The organism is Micromonospora sp. KC213, from assembly GCF_004348325.1.
GTDB lineage: Bacteria > Actinomycetota > Actinomycetes > Mycobacteriales > Micromonosporaceae > Micromonospora.
In genome coordinates this window covers 16890-38653 of the sequence record NZ_SMKF01000039.1, presented here as the reverse complement: position 1 = coordinate 38653, position 21764 = coordinate 16890, and the positions used below count along the sequence as shown (strand labels likewise).

16 protein-coding genes, 1 tRNA gene and 3 pseudogenes are annotated in these 21764 nt (G+C 67.4%); 8 read left to right on the top strand and 12 right to left on the bottom strand.

What is annotated here, in order from left to right; all coding sequences use genetic code 11:
* Window positions 1-318: 318 nt before the first annotated feature.
* From E1166_RS11380 to E1166_RS11370, 3 genes are all read right to left on the bottom strand, one after another.
* Window positions 319-1581, bottom strand: coding sequence for an ATP-binding protein (locus E1166_RS11380; protein ID WP_132338276.1), 1263 nt, complete (start codon window positions 1579-1581; stop codon window positions 319-321).
* Window positions 1582-1717: 136 nt separating this feature from the next.
* Entirely contained in the window at window positions 1718-2284 is a 567-nt protein-coding gene (locus E1166_RS11375; protein ID WP_132338274.1) for a hypothetical protein, read from the bottom strand.
* A 94-nt stretch (window positions 2285-2378) separates the two neighbouring features.
* Window positions 2379-4424 (bottom strand): DEAD/DEAH box helicase, encoded by a 2046-nt coding sequence (locus E1166_RS11370; protein WP_243710305.1) that lies wholly within the window; start codon window positions 4422-4424, stop codon window positions 2379-2381.
* Window positions 4425-4542: 118 nt separating this feature from the next.
* Between E1166_RS11370 and E1166_RS32675 the strand changes: the two are divergent.
* The 5 genes and pseudogenes from E1166_RS32675 to E1166_RS31955 form a co-directional block, all read left to right on the top strand.
* Window positions 4543-4922, top strand: a pseudogene (locus tag E1166_RS32675) (lanthionine synthetase LanC family protein); the annotation flags it as partial.
* Window positions 4923-4934: 12 nt separating this feature from the next.
* Window positions 4935-5717 (top strand): thiopeptide-type bacteriocin biosynthesis protein, encoded by a 783-nt coding sequence (locus E1166_RS11360; RefSeq protein WP_132338270.1) that lies wholly within the window; start codon window positions 4935-4937, stop codon window positions 5715-5717.
* Window positions 5718-5747: 30 nt separating this feature from the next.
* A complete protein-coding gene (locus E1166_RS11355) occupies window positions 5748-6182 on the top strand; it encodes an NUDIX domain-containing protein (RefSeq protein WP_132338268.1) in 435 nt (144 codons plus the stop codon).
* Between the two features lie 34 nt (window positions 6183-6216).
* Window positions 6217-6786, top strand: coding sequence for a nucleotidyltransferase family protein (locus E1166_RS11350; RefSeq protein WP_132338266.1), 570 nt, complete (start codon window positions 6217-6219; stop codon window positions 6784-6786).
* A gap of 305 nt (window positions 6787-7091) precedes the next feature.
* Window positions 7092-8036 (top strand): annotated as a pseudogene (locus E1166_RS31955) (5'-nucleotidase).
* A 309-nt stretch (window positions 8037-8345) separates the two neighbouring features.
* Here E1166_RS31955 and E1166_RS11340 read toward each other — a convergent pair.
* Window positions 8346-9317, bottom strand: coding sequence for a hypothetical protein (locus tag E1166_RS11340; RefSeq protein WP_132338264.1), 972 nt, complete (start codon window positions 9315-9317; stop codon window positions 8346-8348).
* 756 nt (window positions 9318-10073) lie between these two features.
* Between E1166_RS11340 and E1166_RS11335 the strand changes: the two genes are divergently transcribed.
* The 3 genes from E1166_RS11335 (at window position 10074) to E1166_RS11325 (ending at window position 14993) form a co-directional block, all read left to right on the top strand.
* The gene (locus E1166_RS11335) at window positions 10074-13991 is read left to right on the top strand and encodes a hypothetical protein (protein WP_132338262.1); all 3918 of its coding nucleotides are present in this window, start codon (window positions 10074-10076) and stop codon (window positions 13989-13991) included.
* A gap of 435 nt (window positions 13992-14426) precedes the next feature.
* Window positions 14427-14499: transfer RNA gene (locus E1166_RS11330), tRNA-Arg, on the top strand.
* A gap of 251 nt (window positions 14500-14750) precedes the next feature.
* Window positions 14751-14993 (top strand): hypothetical protein, encoded by a 243-nt coding sequence (locus E1166_RS11325; protein ID WP_347813020.1) that lies wholly within the window; start codon window positions 14751-14753, stop codon window positions 14991-14993.
* Here the strand turns inward: E1166_RS11325 and E1166_RS31950 are convergent.
* The 8 genes and pseudogenes from E1166_RS31950 to E1166_RS11285 all read right to left on the bottom strand — a co-directional run bounded on the left by E1166_RS31950 (window position 14983) and on the right by E1166_RS11285 (window position 21764).
* Window positions 14983-15135 (bottom strand): hypothetical protein, encoded by a 153-nt coding sequence (locus E1166_RS31950; RefSeq protein ID WP_243710303.1) that lies wholly within the window; start codon window positions 15133-15135, stop codon window positions 14983-14985. The two genes, E1166_RS11325 and E1166_RS31950, sit on opposite strands and share 11 nt — an antisense overlap.
* Window positions 15136-15455: 320 nt before the next feature.
* Window positions 15456-15665, bottom strand: a complete 210-nt coding sequence (locus tag E1166_RS30870) for a hypothetical protein (protein ID WP_165944314.1) — start codon at window positions 15663-15665, stop codon at window positions 15456-15458.
* A 10-nt stretch (window positions 15666-15675) separates the two neighbouring features.
* Window positions 15676-15924 (bottom strand): hypothetical protein, encoded by a 249-nt coding sequence (locus tag E1166_RS11315; protein ID WP_132338258.1) that lies wholly within the window; start codon window positions 15922-15924, stop codon window positions 15676-15678.
* Between the two features lie 1638 nt (window positions 15925-17562).
* Window positions 17563-17847, bottom strand: coding sequence for a hypothetical protein (locus E1166_RS11310; RefSeq protein ID WP_132338256.1), 285 nt, complete (start codon window positions 17845-17847; stop codon window positions 17563-17565).
* 958 nt (window positions 17848-18805) lie between these two features.
* Window positions 18806-19086, bottom strand: a pseudogene (locus E1166_RS11300) (transposase); the annotation flags it as partial.
* Window positions 19087-19095: 9 nt separating this feature from the next.
* A complete protein-coding gene (locus E1166_RS11295; RefSeq protein ID WP_132338254.1) occupies window positions 19096-19509 on the bottom strand; it encodes a hypothetical protein in 414 nt (137 codons plus the stop codon).
* A 504-nt stretch (window positions 19510-20013) separates the two neighbouring features.
* On the bottom strand, window positions 20014-20667 hold the full coding sequence (locus E1166_RS11290; RefSeq protein ID WP_132338252.1) for a response regulator transcription factor: 654 nt from the start codon (window positions 20665-20667) through the stop codon (window positions 20014-20016).
* Complete coding sequence (locus tag E1166_RS11285; RefSeq protein WP_132338250.1) at window positions 20664-21764, bottom strand: histidine kinase; 1101 nt, start codon at window positions 21762-21764, stop codon at window positions 20664-20666. Before E1166_RS11285 ends, E1166_RS11290 begins: the two co-directional genes overlap by 4 nt.

Here is a 21764-nt window from a genome sequence, read left to right as displayed (position 1 = left end):
TGTGGTCCTGGGCTGGGAGAACGGCGGTCCGGGGAACGTGGGTGAACGTGGGCCACTCCCTGCCACCCCAGGTGAACCCCCAGGTCGCTAGACTAGGCACTCGCGCCCTCGTAGCTCAGGGGATAGAGCATCGGTTTCCTAAGACGACGCTCTATCTGTACCCATAGGCTGATGACCTGCGGTTTCCTGTTCTGTTTTCACGTTAGCGGGTCGGACACGCCCGTTGCTGTGCTCGCTTGCCGAAGATCAGCAGACCAGGTCGTTAGGTCATTCGGTGGGCCCTCGTCGGCTGGGAGCGACCTGCGGAGGGGGGCGAGGTCAGTCTGCTGGCGGGGCGGGAACCTGCCACAAGGCACTGACTGGTAGGGCGCGAAGTTTGTCGCCGAACGGCAGCGTCGAGGTGCCGGTGTAGAGGACGAGGCCGGCGATGAAGTCGTCGCCGAGACGGTCGGCGAGTCGGCGTAGCCCACGGAAGTCGTCGGGCCCGACGGTGGTGGCTGCTTTGACCTCGATCCCGACGACGTGGCCGGATCGGTTCTCGAGCACCGCGTCGACTTCGTACCTGCTCTGGTCACGGTAGTGGGACAGGTCGACGAACTGCTCGGACCAGGTGAGCTGGCGGGACAGCTCGGACAGGACAAATGATTCGAGTAGCGGTCCGAACGGTGCGCCCGGCCGGAGCAGTGCCCGGGCGTCGGTCGCGATCTCGTTGGCGGCGATGCCGGAGTCGACGAAGATCAGCTTTGGCGCGGCGGTGGTGCGGGTGCCCAGGTTGCGGGACCAGCCGGGGATCCGCTTGATCAGGAAGATCTCTTCCAGGGCCTGGAGGTAGCGGGCGATCGTCGGTCGACTCAGTCCGAGGGCGGATTCGAGGGAGTTGGCGGCGATGATGGTCGCGGATCTGGCCGCGAGCAGGCGTACCAGCTTGCGTAGCTCGCCCTTGTGCTGGATGTCGGACAGCTGCCGGACATCGCGGTCGATGAGCGCCTGGACGTAGGCGTCGAGGAACCGTTGGCGGCGTCGCGGGTCGGTGCGGGTCGTGGCCTCGGGCAGGCCGCCGCGCACGATCCTGGCCGCGTAGTCGGCGCGGGTTACCTCCGACTCGTGTCGCAGATCCGGACCGAGCGCGAACAGGGCGTCGACGAATCCGTCCGGCGCTCCGTCGAGTTCACCTTGGGACAACGGCCAGAGCTCGACGGTTTCCATCCGGCCGGGCAACGCGTCCGGGGCGGCGACCATGCCGAAGAGGCGAGACGAGCCGGTGAGCAGATAACGGCCCGGGCGGGGATCCTCGTCGACGGCTGCCTTGATGGCCAGCAGCAGCTCCGGAGCGCGTTGGATCTCGTCGATGACCAGGAGTTCGGGCGAGTCCACGAACCCGACCGGATCGGCGATCGCCGCCGCCCGGTCCTGCGCCCGGTCGAGATCACGGCGCTCGGCTAGACGATCGCCGGCGACGATGCGGACCAGCGTGCTCTTGCCTGCCTGGCGTGCTCCGCTGATCAGCACGACGCGGGTGTCGGCCAGAGCGGCGTCGACCTGCGCGGCGGCCCGACGCGGAATCAGATGCGGTGTCGGCACGACATCATGATAGCCGCGGTGGTTTCGATCTGCGAGGGGAGCTGCATTCGATTTGCGGCAAGGCCATGTTCGAAATGCGGGCCATTAGGTGTTCGAATTGCGGGGCCTCCAAGGCGTTCGCGGAAGGGGCCCACCGCTATTCCGCGTCGCTGCGGGTGGCGGCGAGTTCGGGAAAGGCTTCCTCCCAACGTTGGCGGAGCTGGGGCGGCAGCCAGAGGGTGGGCCAGAGCCGCCGGAGGAGGTCGGCGTCGAGCCAGGTGTTCAGGTCCTCGACCGTACTGGCCTCGGTGAGGACCACCTTGTACATGCTGGCCAGGCGTGCGGTCCGGTTCAGGTCGTACTCGGCGTGCCCGGACCAGTCGAGGTGGCGCGGAAGCGCCACCGTGCCGCCGGTCGGGCCGCGCAGTGCGGCAAGGGTTTCGGCCACCACGTAGGGCCTCCGGTCGCCGTAGGGCCGATAGTCCGCCGGCGGCTGGGGTGATGTCCTGCGCCGGCTGAGGTTGGTCGCCGCGCGGACTTCCGGTCGTAGTGCCTGACGGATCGTCTCCCGGCTGTATCCGGTGACCCGCTGCAGATCCACCGGCCGCCAGCCGGCCGCATGAAACGCCCGCAACTGCTCATCCCGCTCGGTCAACGCAGCAGCCCGTGTCGCCTCATACCTGGAGATCACCGCATGCAGCTCATCCTCGGAGAACCGGCCCATGCCCGTCAGCCTACTACGCTAGGCCAAGCACGCTTGGCCTTTGTCAATCCCCGTAACCGGTGGGATGAGCCATGGTGATCGCGATCGGAGGCACTTATGTTCGGGTGAAGCCGAGTGCCCGGTATCCGGGCATGCGGCGTTGGAGTGAGGCGGCCAGGATGGGTGTGGCCGGGTCGTGGTAGTCGTGGACCTCGGCGACGTCCTTGCCGGGCGCGGCGCGGATGACGCGGCCGGCGCATTGGACGAGTAAGCCGTCGTAGGAGATCGGACCGTCGAGGAAGAGGGTGTCGAGGGCGGGGGCATCGAAGCCTTCCCCGATGAACGGTGTGGTGCCGATGACAAGCAGGCCGTCGCCGGCCTTGGCACCGTCGAGCCGGTCAACGACGCTTCGCCGTTCGCTGGCGCTCATCGCGCCTTGAAGCACGAGCGCCTGACGTCCGCGTGCGGCGAGCAGAGCGGTGAGTGCCTCGACCTGGGCGACCCGTCGGGTCAGGACGAGACAGTTGCGACCGCGCGTTAGGGCTACGGCGACATCATCGGCGATCTGGGTGTTACGGGGCTCGTCGAGGGCCAGTCGCCGGTGCATCTCGGCGAGCGCGCCGGGCGCGTCAAGGTCGATGTCGCCGGGCTGGAAGGCGGTCTCGTGGATGAACAGCGCTCGACGTGGTCCGGCGTCAACGTGCATCGCTGCCGCGAGGGTGCCTTGTTCCTCGTCGGTCAGGGTGTGACGGACGGGTCCGAGTTGCCAGGTGACGAGTTGGCCGAGGCCGTCGCGCCGGGTGGGGGTGGCGGTGAGGCCGAGCCAGAACTGCGCGGCGATCCGTTTGACCGAGTGCTCGTACGCCGCGGCGCCAAGGTGGTGGCATTCGTCAACGATGACGTGCCCGTACCCCTGCGTCAGGGTGGCGACGTCGTCGCGCCGCGCCAGGGAGGGCAGCAGCGCGATGTCCACCGTGCCCGTGAGCTTGCGTCGGCCGCCGCCGAGTTGACCGGGCTTGACTCCGAGGAACTGCTCGATGCGGACGCGCCACTGGTCAGCGAGGGCTTTGCGGTCGACGAGGACGAGGGTGGAGGTGTTGCGTTCGGCGATCACGGCGCAGGCCATGACGGTCTTGCCGGAGCCCGGTGGGGCAACCAGAATTCCGTCGTCGTGGGCGAGAAGTGCGCCGACCGCGTTGGCCTGCTTGCCGGTGAGTTCGGCGGTGAACGCGGTGTCGATCTCGGCCCCGGAGTTTCGTATGTCCGTGACGGCCAGCCGCGACCCGGCGCGTTCGACGATGGTGCCGATCGTGTGCCGCAGGCCCCGCGGGAGGAACAGGTGATCATCGAGGGTGAGGTCGTAGCCCCGGATGAAGCGTGGGGTGTCCCAGGTTGACTTGCGTAGTCGCTGCAACTCGTAGAACTTCGGGTTGAGCATGGCAGCAGCGTGCTTGAACGTCGCCAGCGCGGCGGGGGCGAGCTGTCTGGCGTCGATGCTCAGCCCGGCACCGGCCTCCGCGTAGACCACCGGAGGTAGCGCAGGATGGACCTGGGTCGCGGCGGACCGGCTCATCGTGGCGACGTCGGCACCGGTGACGGTTTGCTTGGCCTGCCGGGCGATCCGTTCGGCGTCGCCCGGGCTGAGCCGGTCCAGCGTCGACAGGAACGCCCACTGGTCCGCGTACGGCTCGAGCGTGCCGAGGTCGAGAAGCGTGGTCAGTCCGTCCTTGCGGCGACGACCCTGTAGCGGTGCGGCGATGAGGTTGCCGAAGCCACCCTCGGGCAGAACGTCCTGGTTGGGGAACAACCGGTCGTACGACCGCAGATCCATCGACCCGCGCAGCACCATCGCCTCACGCAGCAGGACCGTGCCGACAGCCCGCCCGGTGGCCGCGGAAACAGCGCCCGTGAAGAAAACCCACACGTGGGCGCCGCGGCCTGACTGGGAGATCTCCAGCGCGGCCGGCACCGCGCTGGCCCGTGCCGCCTTCACGTACGCGAGGGCGTCGAGCATCGCCGTCGGCCCGTCGAAGTCGGCCACGACGAAGTGGCAGGTGTTGCCGGGCATCAGCGGATACAGGCCCATGAACACGTCGCCGACCAGATGCGCCGCGACGACCTCCGTCGTGCGTGGCAGGTGGGCGGCGCCCCGCCGGTCCATACCCTTACGCCAACCACCTGCGACCGCGGGCATCCACCCGGCAGCGCCGGTACGGGCATTGTCCCACCGCACGGCATACACGTCGGCCCGGGCCCGGAACCGGTCGGCGAACAACGCCCAGCGAACCCCGCTGCGGCCGTCCTGGTGCTACGGCACCCCCGGCATCGCCCGTGCCCAGCAACTCACCGCACACGCCCTGCACGACACCACCCGCCAGCACCTCGCCGAGACCGCGTTCATCAGCTGCGTCACCGACCCCGGACAGATTCGGCGGCTCGCCGGCCGAGGCCTGTGCCACGGCACCGCCGGACTGCTGGCCACCGCCCGCCGCGTCGCTTCCGACGCCCTCACCCAATACCCCTCGACCTCGTCGACGATCTCCACCGGCAGGCAGCCCTCACCACCAACGAGCCCGAGGGGCTTCTCGACGGCAAGGCGGGAGCCGATCTCGTCACCGCCGCCGCCACCGCCTGGGACACCTGTCTCCTCCTCTCCTGAGAAAGAGCCGCCGTGGATCACACCCTCTGGCACCAGGTCAATATCATCTACCCTGGGCAGACCGCCCGGGAGCGCGAGCAACACGCGGTCGCCCACCTCAGCAGAGTGCTTCCCGCCGCCGAGACCGCCGGCCTGATCACCTCCTGGTGGTTCATCCGCAAAGGCGCCTGGCGCATCCGCTACCTACCCAAAGACATCCCAGACAGCGGAGACCACGCCCGCAGGCTACTCACCGAAGGGGTCACCTGGACCGGCGACATCTACGAAGCCGAGACCCACGCGTTTGGTGGCCACGACGCCATGACCACCGCGCACACGCTGTTCCACCTCGACAGCCGCCACCTTCTCACCTACCTCCACCAGCACCCCACCACCCGGCGCGAACACTCCCTCATCTTGTGCACTGCCCTGATGCGCGCAGCAGCACTGGACCTCAACGAACAAGGCGACGTATGGGCACAGGTCGTCGAGCACCGCGCAGCACACCTCAACCATCCGCCCACAACCGATGCCCGCAGGTGGGAGAGCTTCACCGGAGACGTCCGGAGCCTGCTGCTCGGCACACCTCGCAGCACCGGCAACTGGCACACCGCATTCGCGAACGCCGGCGCAGCCCTACACCGCCCACGGGAGAACAGCACACTCACCCGTGGCCTCCGGGCAGTAATCGCATTGCACGTGATCTTCCACTGGAACAGGCTCGGACTACCCGCCACCACCCAGGCCACCCTCGCCCGAGCGGCCCAGGAAGCAATCTTCGGCCTGCCCGATCCGCACCTGCCAGACCCTGGGTAGACGCACCAGGAACGAGTGGAGGAAGGCGCCATGCCCGAGAAGGTGATCACCAACAAGGTTCTCTGCTACGTCGTGCGGGAAGGGCACCTGCTCGTCTTCCGGCACACCGACTTCAGCTACGAGGAGGTGGGCATCCAGGTTCCGGGCGGCAGCGTCCGCCCGGGTGAGGACCCGGCGGACGCGGCGCTACGGGAGGCCCGCGAAGAGACCGGACTGACGGGGCTCAGCGTCGTGCGCATGCTGGGGGAGGTCGAGTACGACATCAGCCCGCTCCGCTTCGAGATCCAACGTCGGCACGTCTTCGAGTTGACGTTGAACGGGGCGACGCCCGAGCGGTGGCCGAGCCAGGAAGACCACGACGGCGAGCGGGAGCCCACCCGCTTCGAGTGCTTCTGGATACCGTTACGGGCCGCGCACGTCCTGCAGTCCGGCCAAGGTGCCCTCGTGGGCCGGTTGTTCGACTGACCCAGGAATCCCAAAAGTGGTAACAAGGGAAACAATGCGGGAAGACGAACTGCGGAACTTGATCCGGCGCAGCCCGTGGCTGATTCGGGCACTGGACGTCGTCCGGGACTGCGGCCCGCCGGACGCCTGGATCGGCGCGGGTGCCATCCGCGACCTGGTCTGGAGCGAGCGGTACGGCGACGGCTTCGACCCCTCGCTGGTGCGGGACGTCGACGTCGTCTTCCTCGACGCGGCGGACCTGAGCCGCGACAACGACGACCGGGCCACCGAGCGGCTGGTGGCGGCTTGGTCGGAGCCGCCGTGGGAGGCGAAGAACCAGGCCGCCGTGCACACCTGGTACCCGGCCAAGTTCGGCGGCGGCCCGGTGGCCGCGTTGCGGACCGTCGCTGACGCGGTCGCCACCTGGCCCGAGTACGCCACCGCCGTGGCGGTACGCCTCGACACGTACGACCGGATCAGGGTGTGTGCACCACACGGCCTCGACGACCTGCTGGACGGGGTGTGGCGGCGCAACCCGACCAGGGTCAGCCCGGAGATCTCCCGGCAGCGGCTCGCCCGCTACCGCCCCGCCGAACGCTGGCCCGGCGTCCGCGTCGTGACCTGAGCCGGCGTTCGAAGCCCTGAAGGGTTGCCACCGAGGCCGGCCGTTGGACCTGGAGCCGTTCCTACCGAACCCGGTCCTCGTTCGCATCAACTCGGGCAGCGGCAAGACGACTGCCCTGCTGTACTGCGGCTCGCAGTGCGCCATCGTCGGGACCATCAAAAGTAATAAGTCTGGCTCCCTCTACCGTTCCAGGCGTCCGTGTACGCCTCACCAGGCCCAAATGAGCTTCAAACCAGTGTGGATCCTGGTCTATAATAGTCAACCGGAAAGTCATCCGAATAGCCGAAAGGTAAGAAGGTCGCACGTTGCCATATAACTTGGAAAACCGACTGGTTATAGGAGTTGCCTCCAGCGCCCTATTCGACCTCACAGCCTCCGATAAGGTATTCCGCGACCACGGCGAAGAGGAATACCGGAAGTATCAGGAAGACAAACTGGAGCAGCCCCTCGACTCCGGTGTCGCGTTCCCCTTTATAAGGCGACTCCTCTCGCTTAATGACCTGGGCGAGGAGGATGGTCCCTTGGTCGAAGTGATCATTCTCTCGCGCAATGATCCGGATACGGGCCTGAGGGTGATGAAATCTGTCGAACATCATGGACTCCCCATCACTCGAGCTATCTTTATGCAAGGCAAGTCGCCATACAAGTTCATGCCCGTTCTCCATATGTCACTCTTTTTGTCGGCAAACCCGACGGATGTAAAGAGGCGGTAGCACGCAACCTTCCCGCTGGCCAGGTCCTGCCCTCCAGATACACGGAGGACGACAGTGACAACGACCTCCGGATCGCGTTCGACTTCGACGGTGTTCTTGCAGACGACGCATCAGAGAGGGTTATGCAGAACAAAGGACCTTGATGGATTTCACGCCCATGAAACGGCTAACGCTGTGACGCCGCACTCGCCCGGTCCTCTGCATGATTTCCTGAAGCAGGTCAACAAGATTCAGCGGCGAGAAGAAGCGAAGCGAGCCTCTGATCCCACCTACAGGATTCGACTGCACGTCTCCATCGTTACGGCTCGTAATGCACCCTCCCATCAGCGTGCTGTTGCCAGCCTCAAGTCGTGGGGCGTCACAGTCAATGACGCTTTCTTTCTAGGTGGCATCGACAAAGGTGCTGTTATCGGCGTCCTCAAACCGCATATCTTCTTCGATGACCAGCAGGGGCACCTCATCTCTACGTCTCAGTTTGCACCGAGCGTCCATGTGCCCTTCGGTATCGTCAATACTCAGCCATCCCCCGATGCCTGAAAGGATCCCTGCCGACCCCTCGCGATTAGCAACAAGGTCCATCGACTGTGTACGTATTTCGGCTGAGTCGGGTGGACACTGCCGAGCCTCTCGTGTCTGTCCGTGGCGCTCGGCCGACAAGATGAGAGCGCGCCCTCGCAAAGGGAAGCGGTCGCCAGCCGTCGGAGCCACAGTTGGTTACAGCAACCAGGTCGGGGGCGGATGGATGCGCCTCAGCCCGAGCAACACAAGCTTCGCGCCGACGTCAGGGCTGAGATAAAGGTCATGCGGCGTCGTGTGGCCCTACGGAGACCCTCGTACTCGCCAGCGTCACACCGCATCGAACAGCACTATCCCTGCCACGAGCCTGGACAGCCACGGCGCAGGGTCCTCGCCATTCGCCACCGCGACGAGGTAGTCCGGAGGTTGACGACGAAGACCTCGCAGAACATGATCAAAGTAAGGCACGCCGAAATGCCCTCGGTCCGCCGGGAGATCCCCGAAGACAACAACATTCTCGCCAACCCGCTGGTGCTCGCTAACCGCTAAAGCGAACTGGCCCGACCGCATTCTCGAAACCATGCCGAAGATCTTCTTGGCGATGTCACGCGGCATGCCTTGCGGCTGGGTCAGGAACTCTAACAATTCGCCGTCGATGTGATGAAGGTTGAGATCGTCAACGAACGGTGTCCCCTGGCTGTTGTCTGCGAGATCCTCCAAGGGGAACGCATACTGGTATGCATCAATGGCGGCTTGGCCTTGAGAGTCGAGCGCGGTGAAAGTAGCGAGCTGGCTGGCGATCAGGGCGGGCAGGACGCAAACAGCAGATCGGTGACATCGGTCGAGGGCGCCAGCGGTGTGGCCTGCACCGCAGGTAAGATCAAGACGATATGCAAGATCGCCGCAGTAGAGCGCATAAACTGCTGGCACCTTGAGGAGATCGGAGGCGTTGAGCAGATCAATGATCTGCCTGCGCTTCGCGTAATTGAGGTCGACGTCCCATCTACGACCAACCCGCTTGAGGTTCTTCGCTTGAACGAGCATCCCGAAGCATTCGCCAGACGAGGATAGCCACCACCATAGCCAGTCGGCGCCGGTTCCGCTAGAGGTAGGAGTTCCACCCTCCTGGTTGCGGGTGAAGGGGATATACTTGGCGACCGGATGCGCGGCGTGAGTCAAGCGGACTGTGGCATGTTCTTCATCCCACGTGTACTCACCGAGTTGGTCGCGACACTCAGTGATGTATGCCTCGACGGCCCGCCGACCTCGGACGAGCGAAGAGTGGAGATCCAGAACGGTCATAGACATAAGCCTCCATTCTCTAGGGTGACCGCCAATGATAGATAAAGAGCACGAGCTGGCCTTCGCACTGTCAATTTTATAGCCTAGCTTCGCTCTGCGCGTTCTACGGCGCAACGCTGCGGTAGCGCGCGGTTCGTGGTAGATCAGGATGGCGGCTCGAGCTCACGGCCAGGAAGATCATGGCTATGGGGCGCAAGTCTGCCAAGTGGGCATGGTCGAATGTCAGCACGATTCACAGGGTCCGTGGCGGGGGCGCCGTCGCGTGTGCTGGCGAAACCGACTCCTACAAGTACCGCTTCTACGCGCACTCCGCCTTCTACGAGCGCTGCGTCGGCTTGGCGGGCGCGCTCGATCTGCCGTGAGTACGCCGGCACCATGGTGTTCGTGCCGCAGGAGACGAGCTCCTCCCGGACCTTCTTGCCGATCTCTCGAGGTTCGAACGTAAAGGCGGGCTCGCAGCGAAGTGAAGCTATTCGATTACCTTCATCGCCTCGTCCGGCAAAAAATGTGGCCGACACGCCAGCGGTAATCGGCAAACGAACAAGCGGCGCTCCCAACTCGACATGAGCGATGGATCCGTGCTCGGCGCGACCGGCGCTGATGCGGCGCCGTCAGCGGCCATGAGCGGATACGCCGCGGTCAGCGTCGCCTCGAGCGGGGCTACGGCCCGGGACCGCAGTTGTGACGCGGACACAGCGCTGCGGCGGGGACACGTGTCGTCCGGATGCCTTATGTTGAGGCGGCAAGGGAGGTCCGATGACCGAGTTGCTGACCGCGACCGATCTAGAACAATGGTCGGAGCGCAACGATTCGCGCGAGCACCTGCCGACGCTGGTCCGGCGCCTCATCCTCGCGGTGACCGCTCCGGAGACACTCCGTATGCCCGCCGCCGAAGCGGTCGGGCTGCCCGGTCTCGATGGCGAGGTCACGAGCCCGCCCGGCGCGCCACCGTTCGTGCCGCCGGGCCGCTCCGTGTGGGAGTTGGGCACGGGCCGTGACCCGCAGGACAAGGCGCAGCGCGACTACCGCAAGCGGGTCGATGGGTCCACCCGGGACGAGCGTGCGGGTGTCGTCTTCGTGTTCGTGACGAGCCGGCGGTGGCCCGATTCGCAGGACTGGGTTGATCGTCGCACGGAGGACGACGATGGCTGGGCGGGTATCCGGGTGCTCGACGCGGAGGACCTTGCCGCGTGGCTCACGCTGTGCCCTGGAGTGCACCGGTGGCTGGCGTCCGAGCATCTCGGGCGGGACCCGCACGGCGTGATTGGTCTTCGCGACTGGTATCGGAGCTGGGCCGAGCGCACCCAGCCGGCCATCCCGGCAGCGCTGCTACTGGCGGGCCGCGACGACCAAGTTCGCCGCCTCCGGAACCGGCTCCGCGCCGAGCCGGGCGAGCAGGTGGTGGCTTCTGCGAGCCGGGACGAATCTGTAGCGTTCGTTGCGACCAGTCTGATGGCGGAGCCGCCGCAGGACGTGACCACGACGCCGCGGCAGACGTCCGAAGGTCCGCCGGTGGACGCGCCCGGCGGGACAGCGGAACCCGTCGGCGCCGCTGCGGATGCGGAGCCGGGCGAGCCCGTCGGATCGTCCGCGGCGGAGGAGGGCGACGCCGCAACGGGGCTCGCGAGCTCAGCCGGCGCGCCGGCTGAGCTTGAAGCGCTCCTCGAACGGGCCCTGGTCGTCGAGGACGTGCGGGCATGGCGGCGGGTGGCCGCTCACGAGAGCCCGATGGTGCTTGTGCCGGTGTTCGCCGAGCCTGAGATCGGCGACGCTCTCCGCGCCGGTCACCACGTCGTGTTGCCGCGCGCTGGCCGGCGCGCCGACGTCTTGCTCCCACGGCTGCACCGGCACCTCGCACGGGAGGTCTGGATCGCCGCCGGGCTCGACCGTGACCGTGCCGACGAGTACGCACGGGCGGCGAGACGGAGCCTGGCATCGCTGCGTCGGCGCATCGGCCGGCCCGGCTGGCTTCGTCAGCCGCCGTGGGCCTTGGACACCACGGCGAACCTGCTCGCTCCGCTGTTGCTCGCCGGTGCCTGGGCCGACGACGTTCAGGGCGACCTGGAAGCGCTGCAGAGCTTGACCGACCGCGGCTGGCGGGCGACGGCCCGGGATCTGAGCACGCTGACGTCAGGCGAGGACGCGCCGCTGCTCTTGAGAGGCCGTCGGTGGGAGTTCGCCGATCCGGTGGATGCTTGGGACGCCCTGAATCATGCGCTGACGGCTGAGGATCTGGATGCGTTCCAGTCGCTGGCGCCGGGCGTGCTGGGCGAGAGCGACCCCGCTTTAGGGCTAACCGCACGAGAGCGCATCGCTGCCTCGCTCAGCGAGACCGGCGTGCCGCGTCGACGGTACTCCAACACGCTACGTCGCGGGGTGGCCACGACTGCGGCGACTCTCGGCGCGGTCGTCGGCGACCGTGAACTCCCCGGTGGTCTCACCGGTCAGCAGCGCGCGTCTCGGGTCGTCCGCGAGTTGCTCCATCGCGCCGACGCCGCGCGGTGGCATGCGGTCGCTGATCTACTGCCGCTGACGGCTGAGGCCTGGCCCGAGGGCTTCCTCGCGTGCGTCGAGCATTCCCTCGACGAAACCGACCCGCCGGTGATGTCGCTGTTCGTCGAGACGACCGACGACTTCGGGCTGGGCGGCCACAGCGCCCACTCCCCGCTGCTGTGGGCGCTGGAGAGCCTCGCCTGGTCCCCTGCACTGCTGTCTCGGGTAGCTGTCGTGCTCGGCCGCCTCGCAGACCGGGACCCGGGCGGGCGGCTCGCCAACCGGCCCAGCGCCTCTCTGGCTGCCGCTCTGCACCTGCGCATCCCGCAAGGTGCGGGTGACGCGGCGGCGCGTATCGCTGCGGTCGACGCCGTCAGGACCGTCGCGCCGATGGCGGCTTGGCGGCTCGAACTCGACCTCGTCAGCCACGCCAACCGAGGGATGATTCTGGTCAACGGCCCGAAGTTCCGGGACTGGTCGCGGCCGCCGCACGCTACCGTCAACGACGTCGTCGACGCACTGGACGCTCTGGCCCCACGCATCGCCGATGATGCCGGTGCCGACCCGGGCCGGCTCGCCGCCGCCCTCGCTCTCGTCGACCGCTTCCGGGAGGCCGGCAGGCTCGTGCTACTGGACGCGGCCGAGACCGCATGGCCCGATCTGCAGGAGGAGGGCCGTCGCACCGTGCTCGCCAGCCTCGCGGAAAGGGTCGCGATGCACCGCCGGCACCCGGACGCGGGCTGGGCGCTGCCCGACCAAGCCCTCCAGCCCCTTGAGGCGTTCCTGGACGCTCACGCCCTCCCGGGGAGCCACCCCGAAGATGCCGAGCTGTTCTCGTGGCTGCCTTTTCGACGCGGGCTCAACCTCGACCGCGAGGACCCCGATCCGGAGGCGCTCGCGTTCGCGAGAGCCGAAGCGGTTCGACGTTGCCTCAGCGACGGGCTTCCAGCGGTCCTTCGCCTGGCCGAGGCGTCCGAGCATCCGGCAACCGTCGGCGACGCCCTGGCTTCGGTAACGACTGACCACGACCCAGCGGTCCTCGAGCACCTCGCGGGCTCGTCGCAGCCCCTGCACGCGATGGCCGCCGGCCTGGCGGTGCACCGACAGCGGGAGGACGCAGGCTGGCTCGCTGCCACGGCAGTGGCCAGGCCCGCGCAGGCCGGAGCGCTGTGCCGGACCGCGGCAATCGACGGTGCTCTGCTGACGCTTGTGGACGGCCTGGAGTCGGACACGCAGGACGAGTTCTGGCGCGACATGCAACCGTGGGGAGTTCCGGACGACCTGACGCCGACCGTCGCGCGGCACTTGCTCCAGCGCGGCCGGGCCTGGGCCGCGATCGAATTGCTCAGCCACGCCGGCTTCGGCGCCGACCTCGACCTCGCCCTCCAGGCTCTGAAGGCGCCGGCCCTCGCAGCGACCGAAGACATCTCGCGCGTACGGTCGCCGCAGTACACGGTCGGACGCCTGCTCGACCGTCTCGAGGAAGCAGGCGCGGACGACACGCTGCTGGCAGACCTTGAGTGGTTCTACCAGCCGCTTCTCGACCACAGCCGCAGGCCGACAGCCCTGCACCGAGAACTCGCCCGCAATCCCGCCCGCTTCGTCGGCCTCGTGTCCTTGATGTACGGGCCGGACCCGGACACCGGCGCGAACTCAGCCGACGAAGAGACGAGGGACAACGCGGCGTCGTCACGGGCCTTCGGCGCGGCCTGGACCGTCCTGCGGAAATGGCGCACGCCGCTCCCGGGCTCCGTCGACGGACAGTTACCGACCACCGAGGACATGCTGCGATGGCTGGAATCGGTACGCGAGATGCTCACCGCGTCCGGCCGCGCCCGGGTGCTGCCCGTCGTTCTGGGCGATGCGCTGTCCGGCGCCGTCGCAGATGAGGACGGCACGTGGCCCAGCGAGCCAGTCCGGGATGTCCTCGAGATTCTCGGAGACACAGACCTCGACGAGCATCTCGCTGTCGCGAGGATGAACCAGCGCGGCGTCACCAGCCGCGGTGTCTACGACGGCGGAGGGCAGGAGCGCGCGCTCGCCGAGCAGTACAGCGCGGCGGCGGACCGTGTACGCGGGCGGTGGCCTCGTTCGGGAGCGTTGCTCGACGAGCTGAGCCGGTCCTACCGCGAAGACGCCCGCCGGGAGGACCGCTCGGCTGAGAGCCAGGGCGATCGTTGACAAGTTGTCAGCCCGACTCACGCAACCCAATCCGGTTCCGCGCCACAAGAAGCTTTCCAGTCGAAGTTATCGACATCCGCTCGTCGGCGTGTGCGGACGCTTGGGGACCGTCATGGTCAGAATCGCGGCGGGTTCGAGCGACCCCAGGGTGAGGGCTCCGCGATTCCTCCGGTGGCGACGGCTACGGTAGGTATGCGAACGGAACGTTGTTGATCTTCGATGATGTGCGCGGTGTGTGCTCTCCAGCGGATACCACCCCGGGCCAACCCGTGCCAACGCGGGTCACCGCCGCCGACTCGCCGGTCGCAGACCGGGGTTCGTGTGCTCCGGCTGTGGTCCTGGGCTGGGAGAACGGCGGTCCGGGGAACGTGGGTGAACGTGGGCCACTCCCTGCCACCCCAGGTGAACCCCCAGGTCGCTAGACTAGGCACTCGCGCCCTCGTAGCTCAGGGGATAGAGCATCGGTTTCCTAAACCGTGTGTCGCAGGTTCGAATCCTGCCGGGGGCACCTCGACGATCAGCAAAAGCGCCACCTGACCTGCGGATACGCCCCTCGGCCGATCAGTCGGCATGTGCAGCCAGATACCACCAGTAGCCGCCGTTTGCAGCCGTCCATGCAAAATACGTGCAATGATCTTGGACGCTTGCGCCGGCCTATTCGGGCAGGTCAGAGCCCTCTCGATGAGCAGTAACGGAGATCGGCTTGACAGGACCGCGCCGGTGACGACCGCGCAGCCGGTCCCTCCCAGCCGTGCCGACATGGAAGCGCGTTTCGCAGCCATCCTCTCCGGCAGCCAGTCGCGTGACGAGGTGGACCGCTGGGCTACCCGGACCATGCTCGACCTGGAAGGCGTCGAGGTCGACCAAGCGGTGTGGTGGGCACTCGGAATCTTCACCGGCATCGATTTGCGCCACGGGCCGAAGGAGCCGTACCTGCATGACGATGCACAGGTGGACGAGTGGCTCACCCAGTTCCGAGAACGGTGCGGGATTATCGGCTGAGCGCCGCCTCGATGCGTTCGTTCATCCGGGTGCGGTCCCCGTCGATGCACTTCGCGTACACCTTGAGCAGCACGTCGACCGAGTGCCCGGCCCGCTGCGCGACCTCGGGTGCCGGCAGCCCGGCGTTCAGCCAGAGCGACACCCCGGCGTGCCGCAGATCGTAGGCTCGGCCGGCCAGGGGTGAGGCGACCCGGTCCGGGATCAGGCTCAGCGTCCGCGCCTCCTCCCAGACGCGGGAGTATGTGGAGGGACGCCACCACGTTGCCCCGGTCGCTGCGGAACAGCCGCCCGTCGGCGCCGACGCCGAACCGGTCGATGTGCGCCCGCAGGATCGTCACCAGTTCCGGCGGGATCGGCACCTCCCGCGACTCGTGTCGCCCCGGTGCTTGAGTCCTCGGTCGTCGCGCACCTCGCCGCTGTCGGTGTAGCGCTTCCCGGCCGCTGGCCGTGACTTCTCCACCGTCAGCAGACCCAGCCGGTTGCCGGAAGATGGCAGTCCCGCTCCCGCAGGCCCAGCGCCTCACTCGGCCGCAGCGCCGCGAAGTAGAGGCAGGCGTAGAAGGCGACCAGGCGCTCACCGCGCCGGCCGTTCTTCCCCCGCCGGCCGACGTCCGTCACCCCGGTCAACAGCTCACGCGCCTGACGGATGTTGACCACGACCCGGCGGTCCACCCCCGGCCACCTACCGCCGGGACGGCCGCACCCGCAGCTTGTCGACCGGGCCGAAGTCCAACAGCTCCAGCTCCACGGCGTACTGAAGGACGTTATAGAACACCGAGCGCCGCCGCCTGGTCGTCGACGCCGCCGCCGGCCGCCCGTCCATCGTCAGCCCCAGGGCATCCAACGCCGGACGCACCACCGCGGCCTCCGCCAACGCCGACAACGGCAGGGACGCCTTGCCGAGCCACCGCAGCGCGGCAGCCACTTCCACCGGCCGATCAAGGCGCCGTGCAAGCGCGGGGCAGCGGAAGACGGACGCAGGTAACCATGTACCTTCGACCGCTCGGGATCTAGCCTCGTGTCTGTCGCCCAACGAGGACGAGGACAAGTTGCCGAACCATCTGGGGAGTTACGACGAGGAGGCGTTCCTCGCCTGGCGTGGTGCGCTACAGCAGCTCACATCAGGGCGGGAGGCAGCGCGGTCCTGGCGCCGGAGCAGGTACCGGTTTGCCCACCGTCTGGGTGAGGCGCTTGTCGGTGCGAGGCATGGCGGGGACGGGATCAAGGGACCCGTGGTCTACGGCGTCTGGCTTCGATGGGGCCTGCTCTACGTCGGCCAGACGCTGGAGGCGGAGCGACGACTGCGGGATCTCCCGGTCGGGGAGAGCCATCACCTCGCCAACACCTTCCCACCGGAGATCTGGCACAAGGTCCTGGTCGTCGCATGGCCCAAGCTAGCCGAGGCCCAGCCACTCGCAGAGAAGGTTGCCCCCGACGTCGTCGGTTTGGCGCTTGATCCCGCGGCGCTCGCACAGCCCACGAGGTCATCGATCTCTTCGAGGCGGTGCACAAGATTTGGAACCAGGCTGCGACTCAACCAACCGGCGAATGGAACCTGTCTCCGGCGTGCCGCGTAGTCTTCCCAGGGGAGGTCCTGTCAGACGAACAGCAGGCACTGTGATGCCCTGATAAACGCCACGGCCGCAGCCGACGGGGCGACGGCTGGGCGTGGCGGTCGACGCATGTTCTGTGGTCGGAGGCGGTAGCACGGCCCGGCTAATCTGGCGCGTGTGACGACCTCTGAGGCGTCTTGGCTCACGGCAGCGGGCGTTCTGATCGCTGGGGCCTCTCTCGCGATGCTTGTGCTCACCGTCGTCGTGGTCGTCCGCAGTCGGCGCGCCGGAGCTGTCAGGCTGTTCGGCGTCAAGCTACATCGTCCTAGGCTCTGGGCCTCGGCGATCGTGTTCGTGAGCCTTTCGGGCCTGGTCCGGATGAGCAGCGAGGTCGTACCCAGCAGTTGGCAGAAGCCGATGTCAAGGATCGATTTGGCCCTGACGTTGACCTTCTTCATTCTGCTGGCTATCTACCTGTTCAGCATGCATCGCGCTCAACGTCGTCGCAGTCCGCGGACCATACGAGGGCACCCAAGTGGTTGACGCTACCGGTGCACCGAAACGACACATCCGGTTTGACGATCCACAACGACCACGACCCGCACGCTCGCGGTTTCCCCTGGTGGGGCACCTCCTACCGGAGCGGTGACCGGATCCGCCTCGCCCGCGATGGATTCCTGCCATGACTCGCACCGCACCTCAGGGGCAAGCTGCGGCGGGTTCACCGGCTCCCCGCTGAGGCACCCGAGCCCCAAGACTGCCAGCGCTGCCACGAGTCGCGGGTTTGTCGTCCTGCGAAGCGACGGGGGGCTGGCCGGCGCACTCAGATCGATGACGGGCATAGGGCAAGTTATCCGATGGGCCGGTAACCCGCTTGTATCAACGCGTGCCATCCACGGGCCCGTAACCGTGGCGCCCAGCGGTCATGAGCGGCACCCAGCTCTGCCGCCGACAGTAGGCGTTTCGGGCATCGCGGCTCGTGGAGCGCGATCTTCCAAACTGACGCTCACACTGGACTACCTGTACGGGACGTACTGGATGCTGCGGGACCAACGCCGCCAGAAAGGTAGTGGCAGGCAACCGGCCGGCGCTTCGCCTCCGATCTCGGTCTTCACGGATCCATCGGCGAGTGTGACCGAGATTGCCGAGCGACCCGGAGCGAACACCTCCCGAACCCTGCCGGCGATCACGGAGCGAGCGATGTCTTCGAGCATGGCGACGTCTTCGGGGCTGGCTTCCAGTTCCCATCGGCCGCCGTAGTCGCCGACCTGCAGGATGAGTTGTTCGGAGAATCCGTCCATCCGAAGGCGCGAGCATGGGGGTTACGCGGTGTGACGCTAACCGACATCCCGCCCTGGATGCCGTCGATCTCCACACTCGCCACCCCTTCCAACTCCTTTGCCAGATGCCTCGCGATTCTCAGAGTTGGTGTCCGGGGCGGCTGGTCGGTGTCGGGTTCGTTTTGGCCGTGCTCATCGGTCACGCCGTCAGTCTGCCAAGCCACGAGGCGGATCCAGCAGTACTGAGCTTCGTCGTGCGGATGCGGTCGGCGCGCTTGCGGCCCGTCTCCGCCCGTCCTCGGGCGCCGCGCAGCGCCTGACATGAAAGTCAGCGAATCGTCAGCGAACGCCGTCCCGCGTGATTCGACTCGATCATGCTCGACGGCACGACCGATGCGTCTGACCACGCGGTACGGCGATCACGCTCGCTGCTACGTCAGGTCATTTTCCCCCCGGCGGGGTCGTCCCTTTCCCGGCTGAGCGCTCCGCCGCAGCTCACAGGTCATGTCCGTCCCCGTCGATAGGGCCTTCTGGCGGCGTTTCCTCGGCCGGAGGCAGCAGGGAGACAGCAGAGCCGTCGAACGCCTCCAGGACGCGGGCGGCCTAGTCGACCCAGTCCCGATCGCGGCGAACGTGCTGGCTCCGGCCATCGCCGCGCACACCGCGACCGCAAGCACGCTGGCCAGTGGGACCGGACACCACGCGGGTCACGCGGGTCGCGAACCGCGCCAGGGCCTCCAACAGGCCACATGCCTCCCGAACAGCGGGCGTCGCGCCGGATGGGGCAGGGGCGTGCTGACGGATCACGTCGATCAGCGGTGATGACATGCGCGGATGCGGTCCTTCTCGGTGTCATGTTGTCTCAGCAACTCCATGATCACCGACCGGCCGCACCCGTCCCACGTCACCTTTGATCAGGCCGATGACGCCGTGAAAGCCCAGGTCAGAAGCGCCCCCGGGCGACTACGCAAAGGCCCTGGCCAACGACGTCGGTGCGGCGGCGGATTCCTTGTTCAGCCGCTCCTGGGGATTGTTCGACCAGATCTGTCGCCAGATCTCGCGGGGGAAGCTGGTGAATGCCAGCAGGTCGTCGCGGGCGTGGTCGAGGTGCTCGGTGGCGGCCGGGACCTTCGCCTCGATCGTGGCCACGACCCGGAGGAACTGGGCGTGGACGGCTTCGGCGTCGGGCTGGTCGAAGATCGTGCGGGCCAGCGTCGCGATCCATGGCTGCGCCGACTTCGGCACCTTCGTCAGCAGGTTGCGCACGGCTTAGAAGTAGGGGTCCAGGTAACTGCCCCAACGCCAGTAACCGTCCGCCTCGAAACTAGTGAACGTGTTGATGGTGGCGGGGTCCGAAGGCCCGTCCAGCACCGAGGTGAAGTAGTAGATGCCGTTACGTGGGTCGAGACAAGCTTGCCACGTGTAGGTTCCGGCGTCGAGAGTTATGTCTCGGAGCCAGATGTTCTCAGAGCCTTTCGCGTAGCCCCACGCGTACCGCCCGCTAGCCAACGTGATGGACTTGGTCTGGCATGACTTATCCATGGAGTCTTTAGGGCTCGCCGACAGCCACTGGATCCTGTCGAGGTATGCAGTTTGGGCCGCCTGCGCGGGTGAACCCAGCACCAAGAGCGCGGCACTTGCCGTCACGACCACCGCGAGAAAGGACCGAAGCCTTTTGAGCATCTGCGCCTCCTTAGTCGACGCTCGGCATCGACTCTAGTCATGCTGATATAGCGTAGACTGGCCGGGCCGGTTTGCCCCCAGTCATCTAGCCGGACAGTAGGCACCCTGCGCTATGCAGATGGATGGAGGTTAGCAGATCAACCGGACCCGCGGCCCCCGCTACTCCACTTAGTACGGTTCATCAGGTGGAGGGCAACGATGCTGATGTTCCCCGGGTTTCTCGGAGCCGTGTTGGTTGGCGTCAGGCTGCGGATAGGGAAGGGCGAGAATCCGGCCCGGCGTGATGCCGGAGTCCCCGGTCTCCTGAATGGTCTGTAGCATCCGCTGGTACCGGCTGATCTTGCCCGGTTGCTCCGGCCCGGTCGGGTTGTACTCAACCGCCTGGGCTTTGGTGCTCGCCGGCAGCCGGAAGGAACAAGGCGTCACCCGGACCGACGACGGCCGTTCGCCGCGGGCTCGCCGCCGCGGGTCCGGGGAGACTCACCGAGCCGGTTCCCCCACCGGTCACTCGGCGGTGAGGCCTGCCTCGTGGGCCAGGATGGCAGCTTGTACGCGGTTGCCGAGGTCCAGCCGGGCGAGAATCGCGCTGACGTGCCCTTTGACGGTGCCTTCGACGAGGTGCAGCCGGCGGGCGATCTGGCTGTTGGACAGACCTGCGCCGATGAGGGCAAGCACGTCGCGTTCCCGCTGGGTGAGCTGCTGCACCTTCGCACGGGCCTCGGCGGCGCGACCGAGGCCGGCCGAGCGTAGTTTGCCGATGACCCGCGCGGTGATGTCCGGGGACAGGTAGGCGCCGCCTTCGGAGATCGCGTGAATTCCGGCGAGCAGGTCTCTCGGGTTGCCGGACTTGAGCAGGAAGCCGCGTGCGCCGCTGTCGAGCGCCCGGGCAACGTACTCGTCGTCGCCGAAGGTGGTCAGCATGGCCACCCCGGCTCCGGGCAGAGCACGGAGGATTTCGGCGGCGGCGGCGAGCCCGTCGAGCCGGGGCATCCGGATGTCGAGCAGGGCGACGTCGGGACGGTGGGCGAGGGCGAGTTCGATCGCCTCCCGGCCGTCGGCGGCCTCGGCGACGACCTCGATGGCGGGATCCACGCCGAGGATGGCGCGTACACCGGCCCGGATCATTCCCTCGTCGTCGGCCAGCATCACCCGGATCATGACTCTCCCCGATGCGGCAGGACAGCGACGAGTTCGAACTGCTCCCCACGCGGGCCGGCCGAGATCGCGCCACCGGCCAGGCGTACCCGCTCGCGCAGGCCGGCCAGCCCGGCGTTACTGCCCGGTCCGCGTCGCAGGCCGGGCGGCAGCGGGTTGGTGACCGTGACGGTGGTCGTGCCGTCGGTGGTGGACACACGCACCCGCACGGGCGCGGTAGGGGCATGTTTCATCGCGTTGGTGAGCGCTTCCTGGACGACCCGGTGGGCTGCCCGGTCGACGCCCGGTGGGAGGCCTTCTCCGCCGTCGCGGTCCAGCGACACCGTGACACCGGCCTGTCGGGCACGTTCGACGAGCTCCTCGATCCGGTCGTTGACCGGCTCCAATGGTGCTGGTGCGCCATCCCGGAGCACGGTGATGATCTCCGCCAGCCGCCTGGTCGCCGTACCGGCTCCGCAGCGCAGCTCGGTGGCGGCCGCCCGGTGCCGCTCGTCCAGCCCGGGTGCCATTTCCAGCGCGCCGGCACGAAGCGCCAACAGACTGAGTTCATGCCCGAGCGTGTCGTGCATGTCGCGGGCGATGCGCGCACGCTCCTGTAGTCGGGCCTGCTCCGCACTCATCATCACCAGCTGGTCCTGCTGGCGCACGATGCGTCCGAGTGCCCACGGCAGCGCCACGACCAGGGCCAACATCAGCAGGCCGGTGCCCCAGCCGCCACCGGTGATAAGGCCGTGGACGATGCCCAGCACTGCCGCGACGGCAAGAACAGCCAGCGCCGGCAGGGGCTGAGGTGCGCGGCGCCCGGCCAGCAGGCTGGTCATGAACAGTGCGGCGCCGAGCGCCGCGCTCCACACCGGCACCGAGTCGTGGATCGCCAGACCGCTGGCAAGGCTTGTGACCGCGCAGGTCGCCAGCGAGATCAGCGGGTACGCCCGAAGCGTCACCAGGGCGGCGAGCGGCGCGAACACCGCACCGACCACCATCCACCACGACAGTGATCGATGGTCGACGACGATGACCGCCAACAGCAGCGCCACCACGCACAACGCCCACGGCGGGGCGGGTGATCGCCGAAACCACCCGCCCCTCGTCACGATCAT